Here is a 19,598-nt window from a genome sequence, read left to right on the forward strand (position 1 = left end):
CAGAGCCGCGCCACGCCACGGCCAAAAATCCGGAAATGATCACTAGATCCCCAGGTCAGCGCTTCGCTCATGGAGTGATCGGCAACGGATTTGTCACAGACGAGACGTCCCGCAGCGTCCGCGATGACCTGGACGTTCATACCGTGGCGGCGATGTTTTCCGGAGTAATAAGGCTTCTGATGGTGGACACGGTCGATCGGGAAGGGTGCCGCCGAGGATCGCGTAGGCCAGGAGGCGAATCCGGGTCATGGCTGTCTGCAGGTGCTCGGCGACCGCCGCGAGCAGGGTGATCGCTTCGCGGACGTAGCGCCAGGCGGTGGCCACCCCGATCTGGAAGTCGGCGGCCAGCCGGGTGAACGTGTCGCCGTTGCGAAGGTGGGCCAGCGCCAGGAGCGCTTGACGGCCGGGTTTGAGGCGGCGCCAGTGTGATCGGCGTTGCTGGCGATGGGTGCGGATCAGGTCGGCGAGGTGGTTCAGCAATCGGGTGGACAGCGGGATCGCGGCAGGGTAGGACAGCAACGAGGCTCCCGGGAGGGGCATCTTTCTTGGTCGATTGCTTGTCTTACCGGGAGCCTCACCCGACCCCGCGCTCTACCCCGATACGCGCCCTCAGCTGCCCAAAGCCAGTTGGAAAACGCTCAATGGACCGTTTTTGAGACCGGCGCAGACTCGGTAGAGCTTGAGGTCGCAGTCTCGCGAGCGGCCGGTCGTTCAGCGGGGCAGGATGCGCATTACTGCCTCGTGTTCGCCGCTGAGCCGCAGGCCTTGCTGTACTGCGGCGCTCAGATCGAGGTCGCCGAGCAGGGTGGCGGCCAGCAGGTGCGGCGGTCCGGTCAGTGACGCGGTGGGGTGGTCGACCCGGCCGGCGTGTGTGTGCACCGAGCCGTCCTTGACTTCGATGACCAGGTCTTCGTTGCCGTCGGCGTGCAGTTGCAGGGCGATTGCCGGCTGGTCAGGGCGGTGGTCGGTCAGTGCCCGGGCTGGCATGTCCAGCCAGTGGGTGCGGAAGGTGTCGTTGCCGCCCGGCTCACGCAACAGCGGCACGCCCCACCGGCTCAGCTCCTGCAGCACCGGCTCCAGCGTGCGGCCACGCTCGGTGAGGGAGAACAGGGTGGTGGCCACCGGCGGCGGGGCGGCCTCGCGGTGGATCAGGCCGGCTTCCTCGAGTCCGCGGAGCCGGTCGACCAGCAGGTTGCTGGCGATCCCGGGCAGCCCGTTGCGCAGGTCGGTGTGCCGGCAAGGACCCAGGGCGAGCAGTTCACGGACGATCAGCAGGGTCCATCGGTCGCCGATGGTGTCCAGTGCTTTCGCGATGCCGCAGTACTGCCCGTAGGTGCGCATGCCACCACCCTACATCGTGGTGTTGAGATTCAACACTCTCTTGTTGACTTTCTCAACAACGTCGGTCTAGCGTCGCTGCCCATGACCCCCACCCTTTCCGTGCGTCGGCTGGCCTGGGCCGGCGTCGAGATCCGTCTCGGCGACACCCGCCTGCTGATCGACCCGCTCGAGAACGTCGCTCCGCTGGCGCCGGTGATGGGGCCGCCGCACCGGCCGGTCGACCCGGTCGATACCCCGCCCGGCACCCACGCCCTCATCACCCACCTGCACCCCGACCACTACGACCACGACCTGATCGCCCGGATCGCGGCCACCGGCACGATCGGCTGCCACACCCCGAGCGCGGCGGCGCTGCACGAGGCGGGCATCACCCCCGTCGCCCAGGACCTGGGCCAGTCACGCCGCATCGGAAAGCTGACCGTCACCCCGGTGACCTCGCTGGACTGGCGCGGCAACGACTGTGACCAGGTCGCCTGGGTCGTCGAAGGCACCGGCCGGCGGGTCATCCACTGCGGCGACACCCAGTGGCACGGCAGCTGGTGGCAGATCGCCCGCGACCACGGCCCGTTCGACGTCGCGTTCGTCCCGGTCAACGGCGTCATCGCCCACTTCGAGGGCTACGCGGCCAACGTCCCGGCGACCATGACCCCCGAGCAGGGCGTCGAGGCCGCCGTCGCACTCGGCGCCGGCACCGTCTGCGCCATGCACTACGGCCTGTTCCACAACCCGCCGTTCTACACCGAACAACCCGACATCGAGCAGCGCTTCCAGCACGCCGCCGACGAGCGCGGCATCACCGCGGCCATCATCGCCGACGGCCAGCCCGTCCTCTGACCATCAGAAACAAGGAGCAACACATGAAGATCGTCCTGTTCGGTGCCAGCGGCAACATCGGCCGGCCCACCACCGAGGAACTACTGCGTCGCGGCCACACCGTCACCGCGGTCACCCGAGCCGGCCACATCGACGGACTCAAGCACAAGGCCCTGACCGTGACCACCGGTGACGTCACAGACGCCGCCGCGGTCGCCGGCCTCGCCGCCTCCCACGACGCCGTACTGTCGGCCGTCGGCCCCCGGATCGGCCAGGAGAACGACCGCGCCACGATCGTCGGTGCCGCCCGTGCGCTGATCGACGGACTCCGCCGAGCCGGTGTCACCCGCCTGGTCACCATCGGCGGTGCCGGTAGCCTACGCACGCCGACCGGCGCCCGGGTCATGGACGACCCGGACTTCCCCGCGCTGTGGAAGGCCAACGCCGAGGCCCAGTCCGAAGCGCTCGACCTCTACCGCGGCGTGCACGACCTCGACTGGACGTACGTGTCGCCCGCCGCAGTCATCGGAGCGGGCGAGCGGACCGGGGCCTACCGCAGCGCCGGGGACACCCTGCTCACCGACGACGACGGCAACAGCCGCATCTCGTACGCCGACTACGCGATCGCCTTGGCCGACACGATCGAGAGCGGCACCGCGATCCGCCGCCGCATCACCGTGGCGTACTGAGCCATGAGCAACGACGCCGCCGGCCGGCAAACCCGATTCATCGTCCTGCTCGCAGCGCTCGTGGCCCTGGGACCACTGTCCATCGACGGCTACCTGCCCGGACTGCCGGACCTCGCCGGCGACCTGCGCGCCAGCGCCGCGGCCACCCAGCTCACCATCACCGCCTGCCTGGCCGGGCTGGCCATCGGGCAGCTGATCGCCGGGCCGCTGAGCGACATCTACGGCCGGCGGCGTCCGTTGCTGGCGGGCCTCGCCCTCTACACGATCGCCAGCGCGCTCTGCGCGGTGGCGCCCGACGTCCGGACCTTCGTCGGCCTACGCCTGGTCCAGGGCATCGGCGGGGCGTTCGGCATCGTCATTGCCAACGCCATGGTCCGCGACCGCACCTCCGGAACCCGCACCGCACGTCTCTTCTCCGCACTGACCTTGATCACCGGCCTGGCGCCGGTGTTCGCGCCGGTCCTCGGCGGCCAGCTACTGCGCGTCACGGCCTGGCCTGGAATCTTCGTGGCCCTGGCCGTACTCGGCGCCGTGATGCTGGCGGCCTCCGCCGCAGGACTGCCGGAGACCCGGTCCTCCGCGTCACGCCAGCCGCTGCTGGCTGTCGTCGGGCAGCTGCTCAGCGACCGGGTCTTCACCGGGTACGTCCTGGCCAACGGCCTGGTCTTCGCGGCGATGTTCGCCTACATCTCCGGCTCGCCGTTCGTCCTGCAGGAAATCCACGGCCTGTCACCGCAGCAGTACAGCGCCGTGTTCGCCGTCAACGCCGCCGGACTCATTGCGGCCGCCCAGATCAGCGGCCGGCTGGTGGCCCGGGCCGGCGCCCGCGTGCTGCTGCTCGCCGGTCTGCTGGGCGCGACAGCCGGTGGCACCACGGTCCTGGGCGCGGTGCTGACACGGGCACCCCTGCCCGCGCTCCTGATCGGCCTGTTCGTCCTGGTCTCCAGCGTGGGCCTCGTCATGCCGAACGCCGCGGCCCAGGCCCTGGCCGACCACGGCGGACACGCCGGGTCGGCCGCCGCTCTGCTCGGCTTCAGCCAGTTCATGTTCGGCGGGGCACTTGCTCCGCTGGCCGGCGCGGGTGGCGCCACCGACGCCTTGCCGATGGGAATCATCGTCGCCGTGCTGCCGGCGCTCGCTCTGCTCACACTCGGCGTCCTCACCCGGTCGATGCCCGGTGAGCGCACTCGCAGGCCGGCTCGCCAAGGACCTGCCGGGCACCGGCGACCGCGCCGGCACATCGATCGCAGACGAGCCGGCATCCAGTGAGCCGTTTCATCCTTCGTAACGCGGTGACTCGACGTGGTGCAGGACGAGGATGGCCTGCACGATTGCGGTGGCTCGGCGCGGGCAGCAGCGCAGCTTGACCAGGATTCTCCAGGTTTTGAGGGTAGCGATGGCCCGTTCGCCGCGAGCGCGGATCTTCGCGTGGGCGCGGTTGACGGCCTTCTGCCGCCGGGACAGCTTGGGCCTGAATCGTCTGGAACCCAGACCAGGACTCCGTGGGCGCCTTCGTCATCAGCCGACAAGGCCACCAAGCCCTCGACCGTGGACTGCTCTGGGTCCAGGCCGTCCAGCGCCTCGACATCCAGATGGTCCCCGTGCTCGAAGCCAAGGCCCGCCCGCAATTCCTCCGCGGCGACTTCGAAGCCGCCGCCTTCATGGCCATGAAGGAAGTCGAGGTCCGCGTCCGAGAGCTGGCGGGACTGTCCAACAGCGTTATCGGGAAGACCCTCATGACCGACGCCTTCCGACCTCCCAAGAATGCGAATGATCCGAACGATCACGGAGGGCCGCTCTGGGACCCAACCGCAGACCCCGGGGAAGCCGTTGCCCTCATGGAGCTGTTCAAGGGCGCCTTCGGGACCTTCAAGAACCCCGCGAGCCATCGCCGCGTCGACTTCGCAGACCCCACCGAGGCCGCGGAAGTCGTGCTGCTCGCCGATCTGCTCATGCGTCTCCTCGACAAGATCGCCGCAGCGCAGAACGCAGCCACGTCGCCCTGAGGTTCCGCATCCCCTGCCCGGCGCCCTTCACCTGACTTGACGAAGTGCAGAGAAGATGCGGACGACGCTCGTGCATGGGATGAGCGGCTGGGCTGGGCGTTCGGGCTGATAGCAGATCATCCGGCTACGAGGAGTGCGGCACGCGCTGGCCGCCGTCCTCGACCTGACCGCCTGCGCGGTGGCGGACCGACAGCGCACCCCGCGCTATGGCGACCTGGCGCAACCTCGCGGTCGGCGCCCTGCGACTGAACGGCGCGAAGAACATCGCCTCCGGCCGTCGCCGCAATGCGCGTGACGCCCGCCGACCCCTCACGCTCCTCGGCCTCGCCTGAGCACGAAGCGGACCTCACTCGACTACGCCGAAGCCCTGAGGCTGTCGCAGAATAACTTCAGGCTTTGATCTTGGTCAGGCGGGCTGTCTCGCGAGGTCATCGAGTGGAACGGCGCTTCATCGTTCGTGAGTTATTTTCCGACGGCTCCCTGGGACGCTCAGGGGTCGACCCGGGGCCGGCGCATGCGTTCTCGGCGTCCTCTCAGGCTGAGACCGAGAGGTAACGCCGCCTCAGATGGTCGGGGTGTCGTCAACAATCGGCCTGTGAATCTCAACGACCGGCTTCCACCCCGCGGAGAACTCGATGAAGTCCGCACGGGTGGGGTAGGTGTCGACCGCGCGACGGTCACGCTTGGGGCTGTCGCTCCCCTTGCGCCCCCGGGGAATCTGCTCCTCGAAGATGTCGACCTTCACGTCGGGAACCTCCTTGAGGCCCTGGCGCCAGATCTGCACGACGTCGGCGCCGAAGGCCTGCCGGGCCGCAGCGTAAAGGGCCGTGAGGGCCCCCTTGTCCCCACTAGGGACGAAAAGCGCCAAGTCCAGCACGACACCGGCGGACTGGAGGACCTCGATGGTCACCGAGCCGTTCTCGTCTGCCAAGTAGATTCCGGCTTCATTCTCGTCGTCGGGAAGGCAGGAGACCTCTTCCTGGAATACGGTTCTCGCCGTGATCAAGCCGCCCTCGAAATCCTCACCGGACTTGGTCAGAAAAGCAGGGACATAGCAGTCGGGAAGCTTGAGTTCTGCCGTTTCGGCGGAAATGAAGAGCCTGTCTTTCACGCCGAGCTTCGTCACCTCTTCCAGCGAGAGGCGGCGAGCGGCGATCTTCTCCGTGTTCACGATTTCCCTTTCAGGTTGCATTGTCCCTCGAACAAGGACGCTACCACGAAACACTGAGGTCAACTGCCCAGCAACCTTTGGATAGATGGCCTCCGATGACCTGCACGGGAGGATACCGAAGCGAGTGCAACTCGACCGGGAACACGCATCCGCCAGGTAGTGTCCCTCGTCATGCTGTTGGGGATCAACTGGCGGCTGCATTTCGGTGCGCTGGATAGCACGGAGGAACCAAAAGAGAGCTTACGGCGGATATCACCCATATCACCTTCGGGGAGGTGGCGGCGCGGTAAGGCGATCCATTCGTCGCGCATCTCGAAGAGCGCAGCGGAAGCCAACCGGATGGTCCGGCAACGCAACAACGGAGGCCCCAACCGGCTACATCTGGATGAAGCGCGAACTGGAAGTCGCGTACTACTGCGCCCTCTTCGGTCACTTCGACGTAGTCGGCTGACGCTCGGTTGCTGACGTCTCGTCATGTTGAGTGGGGTTCGGTACACAGCAGGCACGGACGTCCGTGATCATGGAGTTCTCTACGCTCTGTGACCTTGGACTGCCCGTGCCTGTCGACGCATCATCTCTGATCTCCCCTGCCTTTGATCAGCTCAGACCGCATCCGGAAGTGTCCAGGGGTGATCTTCCGGCTCTGCTGGAACGCCTCGCGCAGGTCCCGGACCCGCGGGAGTACGGCACCCTCTCGTGACACTCCTGGCACTGACGGCCTGCGCGGTCCTCGCCGGAGCGTAATCCCTGCTCGCGATGAGTGAATGGGTGGCCGACGCACCGCCGGCCCTACTCGAACGGCTCGGCACGGCCGTCGACCCGCTGATCCCGAAACGGTCCTGGCCCGCGGAATCCACGATCCGGCGACTGCTCGCCAGAATCGACGCGGACGCCCTGGACCGGGCGGTCGGAGCCTGGCTCGCGGACCGGCAGACCAGGGGACAAGGGCTGCGAGGGCTCGCGGTCGACGGGAAGTCGCTGCGGGGTGCGGCCCACGCGAAGGGACGGAAGATCCACCTCCTGGCCGCCTGCGACCACGTGAACGCACTGGTCCTGGCCCAGATGGACGTCGGTGAGAAGATCGGCAGCTGCCCCTCGCAACGGACCGATGTTGCACTCCGGGCGCCCTGGATGGGCGCCCAGAGCCCCAAGATCAAGCCTGACGCATCATCAGAAAAGTCAGCATCGGGTCAGCATGAGCCCTGCCAGAACGGGTTCCACCCTGCCGAACTTGCACATGCCGAAAGAGATACCGACAACCGCCCTGACCAGCATGTTTGCCACCTCACCCAAGGGGATCATAGGGTCGCTCCACCACAGGCATTCAGGTGTAGTCCATGTCCTGGACGTGCTCACGCAGCGGCTCACCCCCGCTCCCGCGGAGAGCACCCGTCGAGCGTCTCCCACTCGCCGGTCTCGTTCGGCTCACCTCCGCTCCCGCGGAGAGCACCGGTTGGCGCACAGGACGGCCCAGACTTCGGTCGGGTGTGGTCCGGAAACGGCCGTAAGCCGCAGCCCCGCTACCGCGACAAGCCGTCCTCGGTGGCCGCGCTCGCGGCCGGCCATGGGCGGCAGGCCTTCACCGAGGTGACCTGGCGGGGAGGGTCCCGCGGGCCGATGCGCTCGCGCTTTGTGGCGCTGCGGGTGCGGCCGGCCGGGGTCAGGGCCCGCCGCCTGGCCCAGGCTGCCGCCACCGCGCGGGACGGCTGCTGGGACGGTGTCCTGCCCGAGGTCACGCTGCTGGTCGAGTGGACCGAGGACGCCGAAGTACCCACCGACTACTGGCTGTCCAGCCTGCCCGCCGACACCCCGCCGGGCGAACTGGTTCGCCTGGCCAAGATCCGCTGGCGCATCGAGCACGACTACCGGGAACTCAAGCACGGCCTCGGCCTGGACCACTTCGAGGGACGTTCCTGGGCCGGGGGGCATCACCACGTCACCCTGGTCACCGCCGCCCACGCGTTCCTCACCGAACAGCGTCTGGCCCCAAAAGCCGATACAGCGGACTCACCCTCTACCAGATCCTCGACACCATCCAGGACCTGCTGAACTGCTGGACCGGCACCTGCACCACCTGCCACCGCCCCTGCGGAGTCCTACTAGACCAACGCTCAGCGGCCAAAAGGCAGCAACTCAACGCCGACATCCTTGGACTTGGGCATGATTCCCAGTATGACAAGACGACCTAAGATCGCTCACATTGAGGCAACGTCGGAACTCAATGGAGCTGGCTGCGAGCCAGCAGAGCCCTACCCCGGGCGCACGTCGATTCCATGGCTGGTCACGTGCCTTGACAAGCGTTGCCCCGGCAATGAGAAGTTGTTCAAGGTGTACCTCAGCTACATCCGCAACCCGGTGTATGGCGGTGCTGGCTGTGGCGAGTACCGCAAGAGGCGTCGTGCAGACGAGCGTCGTGCAGACATGATCACCCGTGGACGCGTTCTATCGATGGAGATCATCAACGACATGAGGCAGCCAGTTCGCGGGTGGTGTCTGCAGTGCTGGCAGGCCGTCAGTCCCCGATTGGACAACATTCGCTCAGGCCAAGGCAGTTGCGAGCACTGCGGCGGCAAGGCTCGGTTTCCCGATGAGAAGGCACGTCGGCTTGCTCGCGCATGGGGCTATGAGCCGGACCCTGAGACCCCCTACAAGAACGACACCATCAGATGGCCGGGCCGTTGCCTGGCCCACGGGCACTTCTGTGACCCAACCCTGAACGCCCGCTTCAGCGGTGGGCCCTGCGCAGCGTGCGCTGAGCATGGATTCAAACCCGACCGACCAGCGCTGCTGTACCTGGTCATCAAGTCGACCCTCGCCGCCGCCAAGATCGGAATCTGCGAGAACACACCGAAGAACAGCCGCTTGTGCGAACACGGCCGTAACGGGTGGACTGTCCTGAAGAAGCTGGCCTTTCCCCTCGGGCGTGACGCTCGGACTGTGGAGAAGGCCATGGTCGAGTCGTGGCGGGTTCGCTGCTGGCCAGCTGTCTTGGACAACGGCCTTGCGTACGACGGCTACACGAAGACGGTGTCTCTGCGGTCAATCTCTGCTGCGGAAATCTGGGCTGAGGTGTGCGCGGCATTGGAGCCTGCTGGAGGCTCACCCTCCAGAGGAGAAGGTCCTACGACCGCAACAGATCCCACCTGAGGGCCCGATGAACCCCGCTCATGGCGGCCGCCAAGCAGACGCCGCAGTTTCCTTGCCTGGAAGACCAGTGTCGTCACCAAGGACTGGAACAACACCACCTTCGGCATCGACGCGTCCAACGGCTCTGTGACGCACAAGGAGACCGACAGCGACTGACGCGGATCACGTCCTGTGGCCCGGCCCATACGGACCGAGGGCATTCCCTATGCACCGGGCGTGACGTCCGGGTCCCTCAGCCCCTTTGTCGCGTAGCTGAACCGCGCTGACCGCGCCACAATTCGTCAGGGCAGGCAGGACGGCCGGACGCTGAGCAGCTCGGTCCGCAGCACGGGCGTGCCGTCGACAGGCGCCGGGTCCTGCGCAGTTGGTTCGATGCCGCCAGCAGCGATCTTGTCGAGAGTCTTCAGGCCGGCGGCACCGACCGTGCCGAACACCGTGTAGTTCGGTCGCAGCGCGGAGTCGCCGTAGACGACGAAGAATTGCGAACCGTTCGTGTTCGGCCCGGCGTTGGCCATCGCCAGCAAGCCGCGCCCGTAAAGGCGACGGACGCCGGTCGGATCGCTCGGTGCCGGCGGCAGGTCCACCGGCAGCTCGTCCTTGTACTTGTACCCCGGCCCACCCGGGTCGCCACACTGCAGGACCTTCAGCGTCGGATACGCCGTCAGCCGATGGCACACCGTACGGTCGTAGAAACGGTGCCGCGCCAAGTGCACAAAGCTCTGGATCGTGCACGGCGCCTTCGCCCGGTCCAGACGCAGCGGGAGCGGGCCCTGGCTGGTCCGGACAGCCATACCGACCGTGCCGTGACTGGGGGTGTGCCGCGGATCGGGCGGCAGGGGAACCCGCCGCGCCGCCGGCTCGTCCGGGGTCTGGGTGTACTGGCAAGGGCGGTGCGTGGTTCGCGGCGGGGCACCGGAAGCAGAGGCAATACTGCCCCCGGACACGACCAACGCCGCCGCAGCCAATGCGGTCATGAGAGTTCGGCTCATCCTGCACACCCTCCAGAAGATCGCCAGATTTCGGAGCGGTCGCAGTCTAAAGCGCGGCCCGGCGGGCGATAACCCGCCTGCCAGCCACATCCGCCTCCCAGCCTGCGGCCGCCGCAGGCCACTTCGGATGCGGCACAGCGCCGACCGGCCGATCAGGGTGTCCACCCGATGCACGACGGATGCTCCCCGAACCTGGTCAAGGGGCCTCCCCCAGTCCACGCAGAGGCCCCCACCAATCGCTGCCGTGCGGACGAGGTGCTCTCACCGGGGTGCCGCTGTCGAGAAAGACGGTGCCGCTGCCGTCATCTCGGGTCACTCCGGGGGAAGGCGCCGCCGGTCGGCCAGCGTTCCGGTAGACCGAGAGCGGTGTGGACGGAGCGAATCGCGGGCTGGCGCTCGACCTTGATCCCGGTCAGAAGCCAGCCACGCCAGGACCAGGAGGCCGGCCGGGGCTCACCCCTGCGGGTGCGGGGAGCAGATCTCAGCTTTCGACGGCCGCGGGCAAGGTTGGGGCTCATCCCTGCGGGTGCGGGGAGCAGTCTTCGTGACCTGCATCGTTGCACGCACACAGCCCGGTTCTGAACCACTTTCACCAACTCCGGCCATCACGGCACTACCTCTCGCTGACCCAGTCACGCGAGCAATCACCGCGCGGGAGCAGCCGGCAACGCCGGGTCGTGCTGCGGCAGGGAGAGACCATCCTCGCGGGCACGGGGAACAGTTCGTCAGGGCGACTCGGCCGGCCACTCCCCCGGGCTCATCCCCGCGGGTGCGGGGAGCGAAAGGAGGAGGCCGTGTCGTTCACTCCCCCCGGGCTCGTCCCCGCGCGTAAGCGGCGCGAAGTCCCTCAAGGAGACAGTGCCAGAGCGGGGCTCATCCCCGCGGGCACGGGGAGCAGCCGAAGCTGGGCGTAACCCGGGAGAACGGGTTGGGCTCATCCCCGTGGGCACGGGGAGCGGCTCGGGCCTGTCTTCGGTGCTCTGTCCACATGGGGCTCATCCCCGCGGGTGCGGGGAACAGGTCCGCGGTGATCTGGTTGCCCTCCAGGGCAAGGGACCATCCTCGCGGGCGCGGGGAACAGACTTCGTGACCTGCATCGTTGCACGCATGTCGGTGTGAGGTCTCAGGGGATGCTTGACCGTTTGTGCTCTGGACATGGTTGACACGTTCGGCTGAACGTCCGTCGTTTCCCAACTGCCAGTAGGACATGGGTGCTTCCGTCGGGGTCGTGGATGTACAGCAGTTGGCCGAGTACCGATACCGAGCTGTCCGCGAGGTCCTCGGCGGGTCTCCGATCGGTGAGGTCGCCGCCCGGTACGGCACCTCGCGTCAGACGTTGCACAGCTGGCGCCGGCGGTTCGAGCAGGAGGGCATGCCCGGTCTGCTGGCCCGCTCCCGGCGCCCGCGGAACAGCCCCACGCGTCTGTCCGCCGAGATCGAGGCCGAGATCTGCGAGCTGCGTCGCCGGCATCCCCGGTGGGGTGCCCGCCGGATCGTCCATGAACTCGCGGGCCGCGGGGTGGAGTCGGCGCCGTCGCGGGCCACGGTCCACCGGGTGCTGTCCCGCAACGGCCTGGTCCGCACCCAGGAACAGCAGCACCCACGCAAATACCACCGGTGGCAGCGTGAAGCGCCCATGCACCTGTGGCAGATGGACCTGGTTGGCGGGTTCCGCTGGCCGACGGCCGGGAGTGCAAGATGGTCACCGGCATCGACGACCACTCTCGCTTCGTCGTGATCGCCTCCGTCGTGGCCGTGCCCAGCGCCCGCGCGGTGCGCTCAGCCTTCATCGCCGCGATGCGCCGCTACGGAGTGCCCTTCGAGGTTCTGACGGACAACGGCAAGCAGTTCACCGGCCGCCATACTCGCCCCCAGCCGGTGGAGGTGCTCTTCGAGCGCATCTGTCGGGAGAACGGCATCACCCAGCGGCTGACTAAGCCGCGCTCGCCCACCACTACGGGCAAGATCGAACGCTTTCACCGCACCCTGCGCGAGGAATTCCTCGATCAGGTCGTGCCGTTCGAGTCGCTTGCCGCGGCCCAGGAAGCGATCGACGGCTGGGGGCACGCCTACAACCACCAGCGCCCGCACCAGGCCCTGAAATGGCCACGCCCATCAGCCTCTTCCGGCCCCACACCGCTGTCGGCCGCGATGATGAGCATCCTGAACAGGCAGTCTCCGAACCGGAGTTGTCCGTCGAGGTCGTCGAACCGCCCGTCCTGCCGCCGCAGGGCACCGCGATCGAGTTCGAGGTGCGGGTGCCTCCCAGCGGCGAGATCACCCTGGTGACGGGCAGGCAGCGAGTCGGTATCCACCAGGCCCTGGCCGGCCGGGCACTGACGGTCTGGGCGAACCACCGCAGCGTCCACTTCCTCCTCGAGGGGCACCTCGTCACCACGGTCCCGTCCCCGGCTGCGGCCGGAGGATCTCGCCTACCTGACCATGCGCTACGGCGCCCGCTCGGCCGGTCCCGAGCCCGCACCCGCACCCGCACCCGCACCCGCACCCGCCACCCTGCCCAGGGCCCGCAGCGGCACGGCCATCCTCGCCGCCGGCGAACCCGTCGAGGTCGCCCGCAAGGTCCATCGCGACGGGGTCGTCTGCCTGGCCGGAGGCCGCTACCAGGTCGGATTCGCCCTCGCCGGCCGCACGATCACCCTCCGCCTTGACGGTCACCTCATGCACGCCATCGCCGACAACGCCCTGATGGGAACCTGGCCCTGCCCCGTTCCAGCCGACCGCCTGGGACAGATCGACGGGGCACGGACGGCGACGTCCCCGCTGCCGCCTCCACCCCTGCCGGCCGGTGCCATCCGGGCCCAGCGCAAGGTGCATACGAGCGGCCGCTTCATGATCAACGGCCAGTTCATCAAGCTCGGCTCACGCCATGCGGGAAAGATCGTCACCGTCGTCATCGAGGACACGCACTACCGGATCCTGCACGGCGAGGACGAACTCGCCGTCCGCCCCCGCAAGAACCTCGGACCGATCACCAGGCTCTACGTCAAAGGCATGGGCACCCAGGAGAACCGTCAAGGATCACCTGACGACAAACCGTCAAAAAGTCTTGAGACCTCACACCGACACCCACCAGCGGCCAGAACGAAAGGGATCAAGCTCATACGCCCTAACCCAGCGATACAGACGACGATGCAGAGTCGATCGTCACCCTGAAGCGCAAAGGTCAGTATCAGCCCCGGAGGGCTCGCAACCCCTGCGTGTCGGGTGCCGCCGGATCGATGTAGTGGTCGTCATCAGTCCTGGAGGGTTCCCAACACGTAGGCGGTGTGCAGGTCGCGGAGCTGGGCGCGGTCGTCATCAGCCCTGGAAGGCTCGCGACAGCGGGAGCGCCTGGGCCGACGGGGTCTCCTGTCGTCATCAGCCCCGGGGGCGCAACGCCACCAGCGAAATCTGCCGGTGTACATGCACCTCCGTCGTCATCAGCCCTGGAGGGCTCGCAACAGCCGGTCGGTGACCGTAGTGAAATCGTCCCGGCGCTGTGTCATCAGCTCGGGAGGGTTCGCAACCGCATCCATGAGGTCCATGCCTCGTCGAGGGCATCCATGTTCGACCGGACCGGATCGCAACACAACTCCTCACTTCGGAGAATACCGCCTCTCACCGGCGGAGAAGGAAACGGGAAACAGCACCATTCGCCTTGTCCGTCCGGCCGGGGTTGCCGCACTCTTTCGTGCAGCAACCCCGTGCACCTGGATGGATGGTTTTGGAGGTTCCCGTGCCGCAGCCGTCCACCGAGTTCGGCGAAGAACTGAGGAAGCGGCGTTTGGACGCCGGACTCAGTCTCACTGCCTTGTCTGCCGCCGTGCACTACAGCAAGGCACAGCTGAGCAAGGTCGAACGAGGCATCAAGGCGCCCAGCCGCGATCTCGCCCGACTGTGCGACGCCACCCTCCAGGCCGGCGGCGCACTGATCGCCCTGGTCGCCACATCCGCTTCCAGCACACCGGATGAGCCGGAACCAGGCGAATTCAATGAGGAGGAGTGGACGATGCAGCTGTCACCGGACGGCACAGGGTGGTTCCAGCCCCTGGGCCGGCGTCAGATCGTGAGCGCCGGCGCCGCTTCGTTGATGAGATGGCGTACTTCTGGTCAGGGCCCGGTTTCGCCGACCACGGGTGCCGGGATGCTGGAGGCGTCCCGCTCCCTGTTCACGCACTATCGGCGGCTCGGCCAGACCGTCGAGCCCGGCTTCCTCCTACCCGGGCTGATCGCCCAGACCCACACGCTGCGGGAGCTGTCGGCGCATGCCGACTCCCGCACCCGCCAGAAACTGCTCGCACTCGGCTCCAGGTACGCCGAATACATCGGCTGGCTGGTGCAGGAGACCGGAGACGAGCAGGCGGCACTGTGGTGGACACAGCGTGCGGTGGATCTTGCCGCTGCCGGGGGTGACCAAGCACTAGCCGGATATGCGCTGGTCCGCCGGGCGTTGGTCACGCTGTATCAGGACGACGCCGAACAGACGGTCGCTCTGGCGCAGCAGGCACAGAGCCGCACGCTCCCACCCCGGATCCGCGGACTCGCCGCGCAGCGCGAGGCACAGGGCCACGCGCTCGCTGGTGACCACGACGCCTGTCAGCGCGCCCTGGACCAAGCCCGGGCGCTGCTCACCGGCCAGGCAGACGATGCCGATGCGCCGGTGATCGGCAGCATGCACCTGCCCGACTCGGTCGGCATGGTCACCGGTTGGTGTCTGTTTGACCTGGGCCGCCCGCGGGAGGCAGCCGAAGAACTGAACCGGCAGCTCGCACGGGTCTCCCCCGACGCGGTACGCACGCAGGTGCGTTACGGCGTACGTCGGGCGCTCGCCTACGCGGCGGACGGCGAGATCGACCATGCCTGCATGTTGACGGAGCCGCTGCTCGACGGGGTGGCGGCCGTACGTTCCGCGACCGTCACCCTCGACCTCCGGCGTCTCGCCCGCGCTATGGCCCGTCACTCGGATCACGCTCCGGTACGGCAGCTCTCTCCGCGACTCGGCACGTTATCCCGTTTCACCACTTCCTGAGGAGGACCACGCAATGGCTGATGTGTTCATCAACTACCGGACGGGCGACGGCAATGAGACCGCCGCTCTGATCGACAACGAGCTCTCCAACCGCTTCGGGAAGGACCGCGCCTTCCGCGCCTCGAAGTCCATCCCTCCCGGCACCATCTATCCCGATGCCCTGCTGACCAGCTTGCGCCGCAGCGCTCTTCTGCTGGTGGTGATCGGGGCCGACTGGGTCAATTTCCAGTCCAGGCTGCGCGACCCGGAGGACTGGGTACGGAAGGAGATCCTGGAGGCGTTCGCCTGCGGACTGCCGGTGGTCCCTGTCCTGGCAGGCAGGACGACGGAGCGCCTGAAGAAGGACGATCTGCCGGCCGACCTGGCGCGGTTGGCCGAACTCCAGTCCGTGCGGCTGGACACGCAGAACGCCGAAGCCGATCTGAAGCGCCTCGGTGACCTGGCCGCCGAGATGGTTCCCGAACTGCATGACCTCGAGCACACCGACGCACCGGCGGCCCCCGAGCCCTGCCCCGTGTCCAACTCGGCCGGGGACATCCACGGAACGGCCGTACAGAGCCGGGACTTCACCGGAGACGTCGGCGGCACCGTCATCAAGGGGCCGACCGGCCCCGTGCATTCCGGCAACGGCAACATCTATCAGAATTCCCGCCACGTGTCGGGCGGCCGTCACTACTCGGGTGACGGCATGACGAATTTCGAAGGCGACCATCACGGTGATATTCGGCACCGCTTCGGCGGGCCGGGGCGGCGCGAGGACGACGAGCGGTGAACGAAGCGTTCACGACGCGTGTCGAACAGTCCGGCGGCTCAGTGCATGCCGGCTTCGGCGACATCTACAACTACAACAACTACACCGCCAGCCCGCCGAAGCAAGAGACGGCCGGCCGGACTCCCCGTCGCATCGCGGATGACCAACTTCGCCTGCTCAGGCAGCGGTTCGTCGATCCCGAGGGTATGGGCGAGGCTCGCCGCCTGCTGGCAGAGCGCAGCACCGTGATCCTGCACGGAGCGCCGGGCAGCGGCAGAACTGCCACAGCCCGCGTCCTCCTGTACGAACTTCACCGGGACACCGGCATCTTCCGCGAATTGCTGCCCGGCGACGAAGAGGAATCGACGCTCACGGATGCCGGGCTGGTCGGCGCCGGCGACCGGCTGCTGCTGGACCTTGCCGAGGCCGACGGGGCCCGTTGGGCGAGGAACCGCAGAGATCTGCCGGCGCTCCGCAAGGCCGTTCAGGAACAGCAGGCGCACTTGGTGGTCGTCATGCCGTACGGCGGCACACTGGAATCCGACCTCCAGTTCTACCGGGCAGATATCGCCCCGCCTCCGGCCCAGGAGGTGTTCCGGCGCCACCTACGGCTCCACCAGGTTCCGCACGAGGAGTATCTGCAATGCGCGCCCGCATTGGCGGACTTCTTGGCTGAGCAGCGCTCGGTCGAAGAGATCGCGGACTTCGCCGACCGTGTGCGGCGGGCGCGTACGGCGCATCCGGCCCGCGACGGCTTCGCCGGCTGGTGCGCGCAGGCCCGCGATGCGCGGAAGGCATGGCGGCAAGAGGTCGCCGGTCTCGTCACCGAACGGCGCGAGGCGCCGCAGCGGGCTTTGCTGATCACCACGGCCATGCTGCACGGCGCGCACCCCGACGTTATCCACCACGCCACCGCTCTTCTGCTCCGCACCCTCAAGATCCCTGAAGACAAGGTTGTCCCACTCGAAGGCAAGGACCTGGCCGAGCGCCTGACGGAGATCTCCGCGTCGGCCGGACCGGGCGGTCACGTACAGTTCGACAAGCTGGACTTCGACGCCGCCGTCCGCGCGCACTTCTGGGACCACATGCCCGACCTCAGACGGCTTCTCAGCGTCTGGACTGCGCGCAGTACAGAGCTGGAGGATCCACACCTCACTCCGGGCCTCCGTAAGGACCTGGTGGAACGGCTCGCCGATCAGTACCTGCGTGCCGGGCAGTGGAAGGAGCTTGCGGCCCTGGCCGACGAGTGGAGCGCCAACACCACGACCCTGACCCATTCGGCGGCGGCTATCCACGCACTCACCCATGGGCTTGAGAACAAGCAGTATGGCGGGAGTTTCCGGCAGCTGATCTACACGTGGTGCAGGGACAAGCAGCTGATGGGAAATCTCGCATACGTTCTGCTCCGTGTCTGCATCGACGTGATCGCGCCGACCCATCCCGACCAGGCAATGGTCCGGCTGCGCCACCTCGCCCGCCGTGAGGGCGGCGCCACGCCCGCGCTGGACGCCCTGTGCGATTTGGTGGCGACGAGCAGCAGGCTCAGGCGCCGCATGCTCGACCGCCTCACGCGGCATTCGTCGGCCCCGGCCGACGACGCCCGGATCTTCCTGCGGATCTGCGACCCGGTGCCGCTGACGGACCCTGGAGGCGCGCCCCGCGCACTGGTGGACGAGGAGTACGTACAGGGCTGTGTGACCCTCGGCTGGCGGGAGGCATTCGCTGAGCTGCCGCAGTCGCTCTGGCACCCGTACGCGCTGCGCTGGCTGCACACCGCCACCGATGCCGGGGACCACCATGACCTGCTGCTCGACCTGCTGGTCACCGCCGCCGGCCGGAACGGTCAACATCTCGCGGCGCTGTACTCCGTGGCCCGCGCAGCGGAACCCACCACCTCCGGTGGCCTGGCACGCGGCGTCGCGACGACCGACCGCCTGCTCCAGAAAATCTCCGCGGCGCAGGGCCTCCGCCCGTCGGCCGCACCGTCTCGACCGGCACCAGCCAGGGGGGCCACACCATGACGACCGGCTGCAAGACGACGACCGTCTTCCTCACCATCCTGTGCGCTCTGCTGCTGACGATCCTCGGCCTGGTGCAGGAGTGGCCCACATGGGCGTGGGCGGCCCTCATCGTTCTCCTCGCGGGAGTGCCCGCGGCAGCCTTCAAGATCGCCGCAACGCGGCGCGGCTCCGTACCGGTCGACTTCGAGGAGCAGCACACCGCGGCGCCCATCGAACGCAGGGAACACCGCGTCAGCCACGTGGCGTTGCCCAGCCAGTGGGACGACTACGACTTTCTGTTCTCGGCGACCGTGCGGTGGTGCCCCCTCGAAGCCAGCGGCGGCGACCCCGTCGTCAACCCGGCAGGCCTCGCTGTCGAAACGGTGCTGGACCGCGCCCGCGCGATCACGGAACAGCGGGAGCCGGGCCGGGCCTCACTCGTCCAGCACGAGCTGAGTGGTGCGCTCAGCAGGATGCGCCCGGACCACACCAGGCACCTCCAGGTCATGGCGGAGAACGTCACGCTCACCTTGCGCGAACACGATCAGGAACGGTTGGACAAGCTGGCTGAAGTGCGCAAGGACAAGGCGGTCTGGGAACACCAGCGGAAGTACGAGCAGAGCAAGCGTGAGTACCTGGGCGAGGACGTGCTCAAGGACACCGGCAGCGCGGTGGTCTGGTGGCTTGCGAAGAACGACGATCATGTGGAGAAGACGGTGGCGGACCTCGGTCTGCTCGCCCAGCTCACGTCGGCGGCCAACGACACCGACGTACCCGATCGACTGCGGGATTTCCTGCCCCAGCCGCAGAGCAATCAGCCCGACCTGGAAAGCGTGGACGCGCCACCCGCTTCGTTCGAACGAGAGCCGACGACCGCTGACCACTTCGAAGCCTTCCTCTCCGGCATGGGCTTCACGGATGGAGATGACCGGCGGGCGATGCTGGCCAAGCAGATCGCCGACATCATCAAGACACAGGACCGGAACGAGACGGCCGAGGAACTGCTGAAAAGGTTCGACCCGCCTGCGGTTTACACACCGGTTAACGACGCGACCGATGCGACACCCGGACTCTGACCTCCTTGAAGGAGAAACGATGGACAGCGAACTGGCTACTCTCGCCGCATCGGGAGCGACCACCTTGGTCTCCCTCATGGTCACCGACTCCTGGACACACGCCCGCGAGCTGGTCGGGCGCTTCTTCTCTCGTATCGGTGCGGATGTTGACACGGTCGCCGACCTGGACTCCGCCCGGGCCCGGCTGCTCAGTGCCCATGCTGCAAACGGCAGGCAAACCGCTGATGCCGTCACCTGCCAGTGGCACGCCTACCTGCAACATGTTCTACAGGCCGGCTCCGCCACCGGAGACGACCTGCGCGACTTGCTCGCATCCTTGCAGCGGCTCGCGAACACCGCGCCGGGTACACAAAGGGTCACCGTGCACAACGACATCAGTGGAGGAGCCCAGCACGGCCCCATCATCCAATCCGGCAGGATTACGGGGCTCACCTTGCACGTCCACCACCCCGCTGGCTCCACGCAGGTCTGAGCTCCTGGCCCTCAGTGCCGGGGCAGACCACCGAACTCCGCTCGGCCCTCAGCATTGAGGTAGCTGACACCACGGTCCGGGCGTTCGAGGGTCATGCGGGGGTCATGCGGCTGT

The 19,598-nt window shown here is 67.6% G+C and carries 13 protein-coding genes and 4 pseudogenes; 12 read left to right on the top strand and 5 right to left on the bottom strand.

What is annotated here, in order from left to right:
* Positions 1 to 519, bottom strand: a pseudogene (locus IF67_RS42455) (transposase family protein); the annotation flags it as partial.
* 192 nt (positions 520 to 711) lie between these two features.
* A complete protein-coding gene (locus IF67_RS0135635; protein WP_030992790.1) occupies positions 712 to 1,341 on the bottom strand; it encodes a winged helix-turn-helix transcriptional regulator in 630 nt (209 codons plus the stop codon).
* A gap of 81 nt (positions 1,342 to 1,422) precedes the next feature.
* Between IF67_RS0135635 and IF67_RS0135640 the strand changes: the two genes are divergently transcribed.
* From IF67_RS0135640 to IF67_RS0135650, 3 genes are read left to right on the top strand one after another with little or no spacing between them, the layout of a single operon-like run.
* A complete protein-coding gene (locus IF67_RS0135640; RefSeq protein ID WP_037840261.1) occupies positions 1,423 to 2,175 on the top strand; it encodes an MBL fold metallo-hydrolase in 753 nt (250 codons plus the stop codon).
* A 23-nt stretch (positions 2,176 to 2,198) separates the two neighbouring features.
* Positions 2,199 to 2,843 carry an NAD(P)-dependent oxidoreductase gene (locus tag IF67_RS0135645; RefSeq protein WP_030992792.1) on the top strand — a complete coding sequence of 215 codons (645 nt, stop codon included), beginning with the start codon at positions 2,199 to 2,201 and terminating at the stop codon, positions 2,841 to 2,843.
* Between the two features lie 3 nt (positions 2,844 to 2,846).
* Complete coding sequence (locus IF67_RS0135650) at positions 2,847 to 4,112, top strand: multidrug effflux MFS transporter (protein ID WP_063754426.1); 1,266 nt, start codon at positions 2,847 to 2,849, stop codon at positions 4,110 to 4,112.
* Positions 4,113 to 4,118: 6 nt separating this feature from the next.
* Here IF67_RS0135650 and IF67_RS42460 read toward each other — a convergent pair.
* Positions 4,119 to 4,322: pseudogene (locus tag IF67_RS42460) on the bottom strand (transposase family protein); the annotation flags it as partial.
* 23 nt (positions 4,323 to 4,345) lie between these two features.
* Here IF67_RS42460 and IF67_RS0135655 point away from each other — a divergent pair.
* Both IF67_RS0135655 and IF67_RS45875 read left to right on the top strand, forming a co-directional pair.
* On the top strand, positions 4,346 to 4,849 hold the full coding sequence (locus tag IF67_RS0135655; protein WP_051818973.1) for a TIGR02391 family protein: 504 nt from the start codon (positions 4,346 to 4,348) through the stop codon (positions 4,847 to 4,849).
* A 206-nt stretch (positions 4,850 to 5,055) separates the two neighbouring features.
* A complete protein-coding gene (locus IF67_RS45875) occupies positions 5,056 to 5,181 on the top strand; it encodes a hypothetical protein (RefSeq protein WP_258572997.1) in 126 nt (41 codons plus the stop codon).
* A 230-nt stretch (positions 5,182 to 5,411) separates the two neighbouring features.
* Here IF67_RS45875 and IF67_RS0135665 read toward each other — a convergent pair whose 3' ends face one another.
* Complete coding sequence (locus IF67_RS0135665) at positions 5,412 to 6,020, bottom strand: hypothetical protein (protein WP_030992798.1); 609 nt, start codon at positions 6,018 to 6,020, stop codon at positions 5,412 to 5,414.
* Between the two features lie 1,482 nt (positions 6,021 to 7,502).
* On the opposite strand from IF67_RS0135665, the pseudogene IF67_RS0135675 reads away from it, so the two are divergent.
* Positions 7,503 to 8,069: pseudogene (locus IF67_RS0135675) on the top strand (transposase); the annotation flags it as partial.
* 1,379 nt (positions 8,070 to 9,448) lie between these two features.
* Here IF67_RS0135675 and IF67_RS0135680 read toward each other — a convergent pair.
* On the bottom strand, positions 9,449 to 10,141 hold the full coding sequence (locus IF67_RS0135680) for a peptidylprolyl isomerase (RefSeq protein WP_234341565.1): 693 nt from the start codon (positions 10,139 to 10,141) through the stop codon (positions 9,449 to 9,451).
* A 1,222-nt stretch (positions 10,142 to 11,363) separates the two neighbouring features.
* Between IF67_RS0135680 and IF67_RS46425 the strand changes: the two are divergent.
* The 6 genes and pseudogenes from IF67_RS46425 to IF67_RS0135715 form a co-directional block, all read left to right on the top strand.
* A pseudogene (locus tag IF67_RS46425) lies at positions 11,364 to 13,177 on the top strand (IS481 family transposase); the annotation flags it as partial.
* 715 nt (positions 13,178 to 13,892) lie between these two features.
* A complete protein-coding gene (locus tag IF67_RS0135695; protein WP_199812839.1) occupies positions 13,893 to 15,185 on the top strand; it encodes a helix-turn-helix domain-containing protein in 1,293 nt (430 codons plus the stop codon).
* A gap of 13 nt (positions 15,186 to 15,198) precedes the next feature.
* Complete coding sequence (locus tag IF67_RS0135700) at positions 15,199 to 15,957, top strand: toll/interleukin-1 receptor domain-containing protein (protein WP_030992805.1); 759 nt, start codon at positions 15,199 to 15,201, stop codon at positions 15,955 to 15,957.
* Complete coding sequence (locus IF67_RS0135705) at positions 15,954 to 17,957, top strand: hypothetical protein (protein ID WP_030992807.1); 2,004 nt, start codon at positions 15,954 to 15,956, stop codon at positions 17,955 to 17,957. The genes IF67_RS0135700 and IF67_RS0135705 overlap by 4 nt, the downstream gene beginning before the upstream one ends.
* Positions 17,954 to 19,012, top strand: a complete 1,059-nt coding sequence (locus IF67_RS45490; protein WP_030992808.1) for a hypothetical protein — start codon at positions 17,954 to 17,956, stop codon at positions 19,010 to 19,012. The genes IF67_RS0135705 and IF67_RS45490 overlap by 4 nt, the downstream gene beginning before the upstream one ends.
* Positions 19,013 to 19,031: 19 nt before the next feature.
* Complete coding sequence (locus tag IF67_RS0135715; RefSeq protein ID WP_030992810.1) at positions 19,032 to 19,484, top strand: hypothetical protein; 453 nt, start codon at positions 19,032 to 19,034, stop codon at positions 19,482 to 19,484.
* Positions 19,485 to 19,598 lie beyond the last annotated feature (114 nt).

Source organism: Streptomyces sp. NRRL S-1813 (assembly GCF_000719605.1).
GTDB classification, from domain to species: domain Bacteria; phylum Actinomycetota; class Actinomycetes; order Streptomycetales; family Streptomycetaceae; genus Streptomyces; species Streptomyces decoyicus.

Bases quoted from the DNA above. Each gene is read 5' to 3' on its own strand.
- IF67_RS0135715 (WP_030992810.1), top strand. From the start codon at position 19,032: ATGGACAGCGAACTGGCTACTCTCGCCGCATCGGGAGCGACCACCTTG.
- IF67_RS0135645 (WP_030992792.1), top strand. From the start codon at position 2,199: ATGAAGATCGTCCTGTTCGGTGCCAGCGGCAACATCGGCCGGCCCACC.
- IF67_RS0135650 (WP_063754426.1), top strand. From the start codon at position 2,847: ATGAGCAACGACGCCGCCGGCCGGCAAACCCGATTCATCGTCCTGCTC.
- IF67_RS0135680 (WP_234341565.1), bottom strand. From the start codon at position 10,141: ATGACCGCATTGGCTGCGGCGGCGTTGGTCGTGTCCGGGGGCAGTATT.
- IF67_RS0135640 (WP_037840261.1), top strand. From the start codon at position 1,423: ATGACCCCCACCCTTTCCGTGCGTCGGCTGGCCTGGGCCGGCGTCGAG.
- IF67_RS0135635 (WP_030992790.1), bottom strand. From the start codon at position 1,341: ATGCGCACCTACGGGCAGTACTGCGGCATCGCGAAAGCACTGGACACC.
- IF67_RS45875 (WP_258572997.1), top strand. From the start codon at position 5,056: ATGGCGACCTGGCGCAACCTCGCGGTCGGCGCCCTGCGACTGAACGGC.
- IF67_RS0135700 (WP_030992805.1), top strand. From the start codon at position 15,199: ATGGCTGATGTGTTCATCAACTACCGGACGGGCGACGGCAATGAGACC.
- IF67_RS45490 (WP_030992808.1), top strand. From the start codon at position 17,954: ATGACGACCGGCTGCAAGACGACGACCGTCTTCCTCACCATCCTGTGC.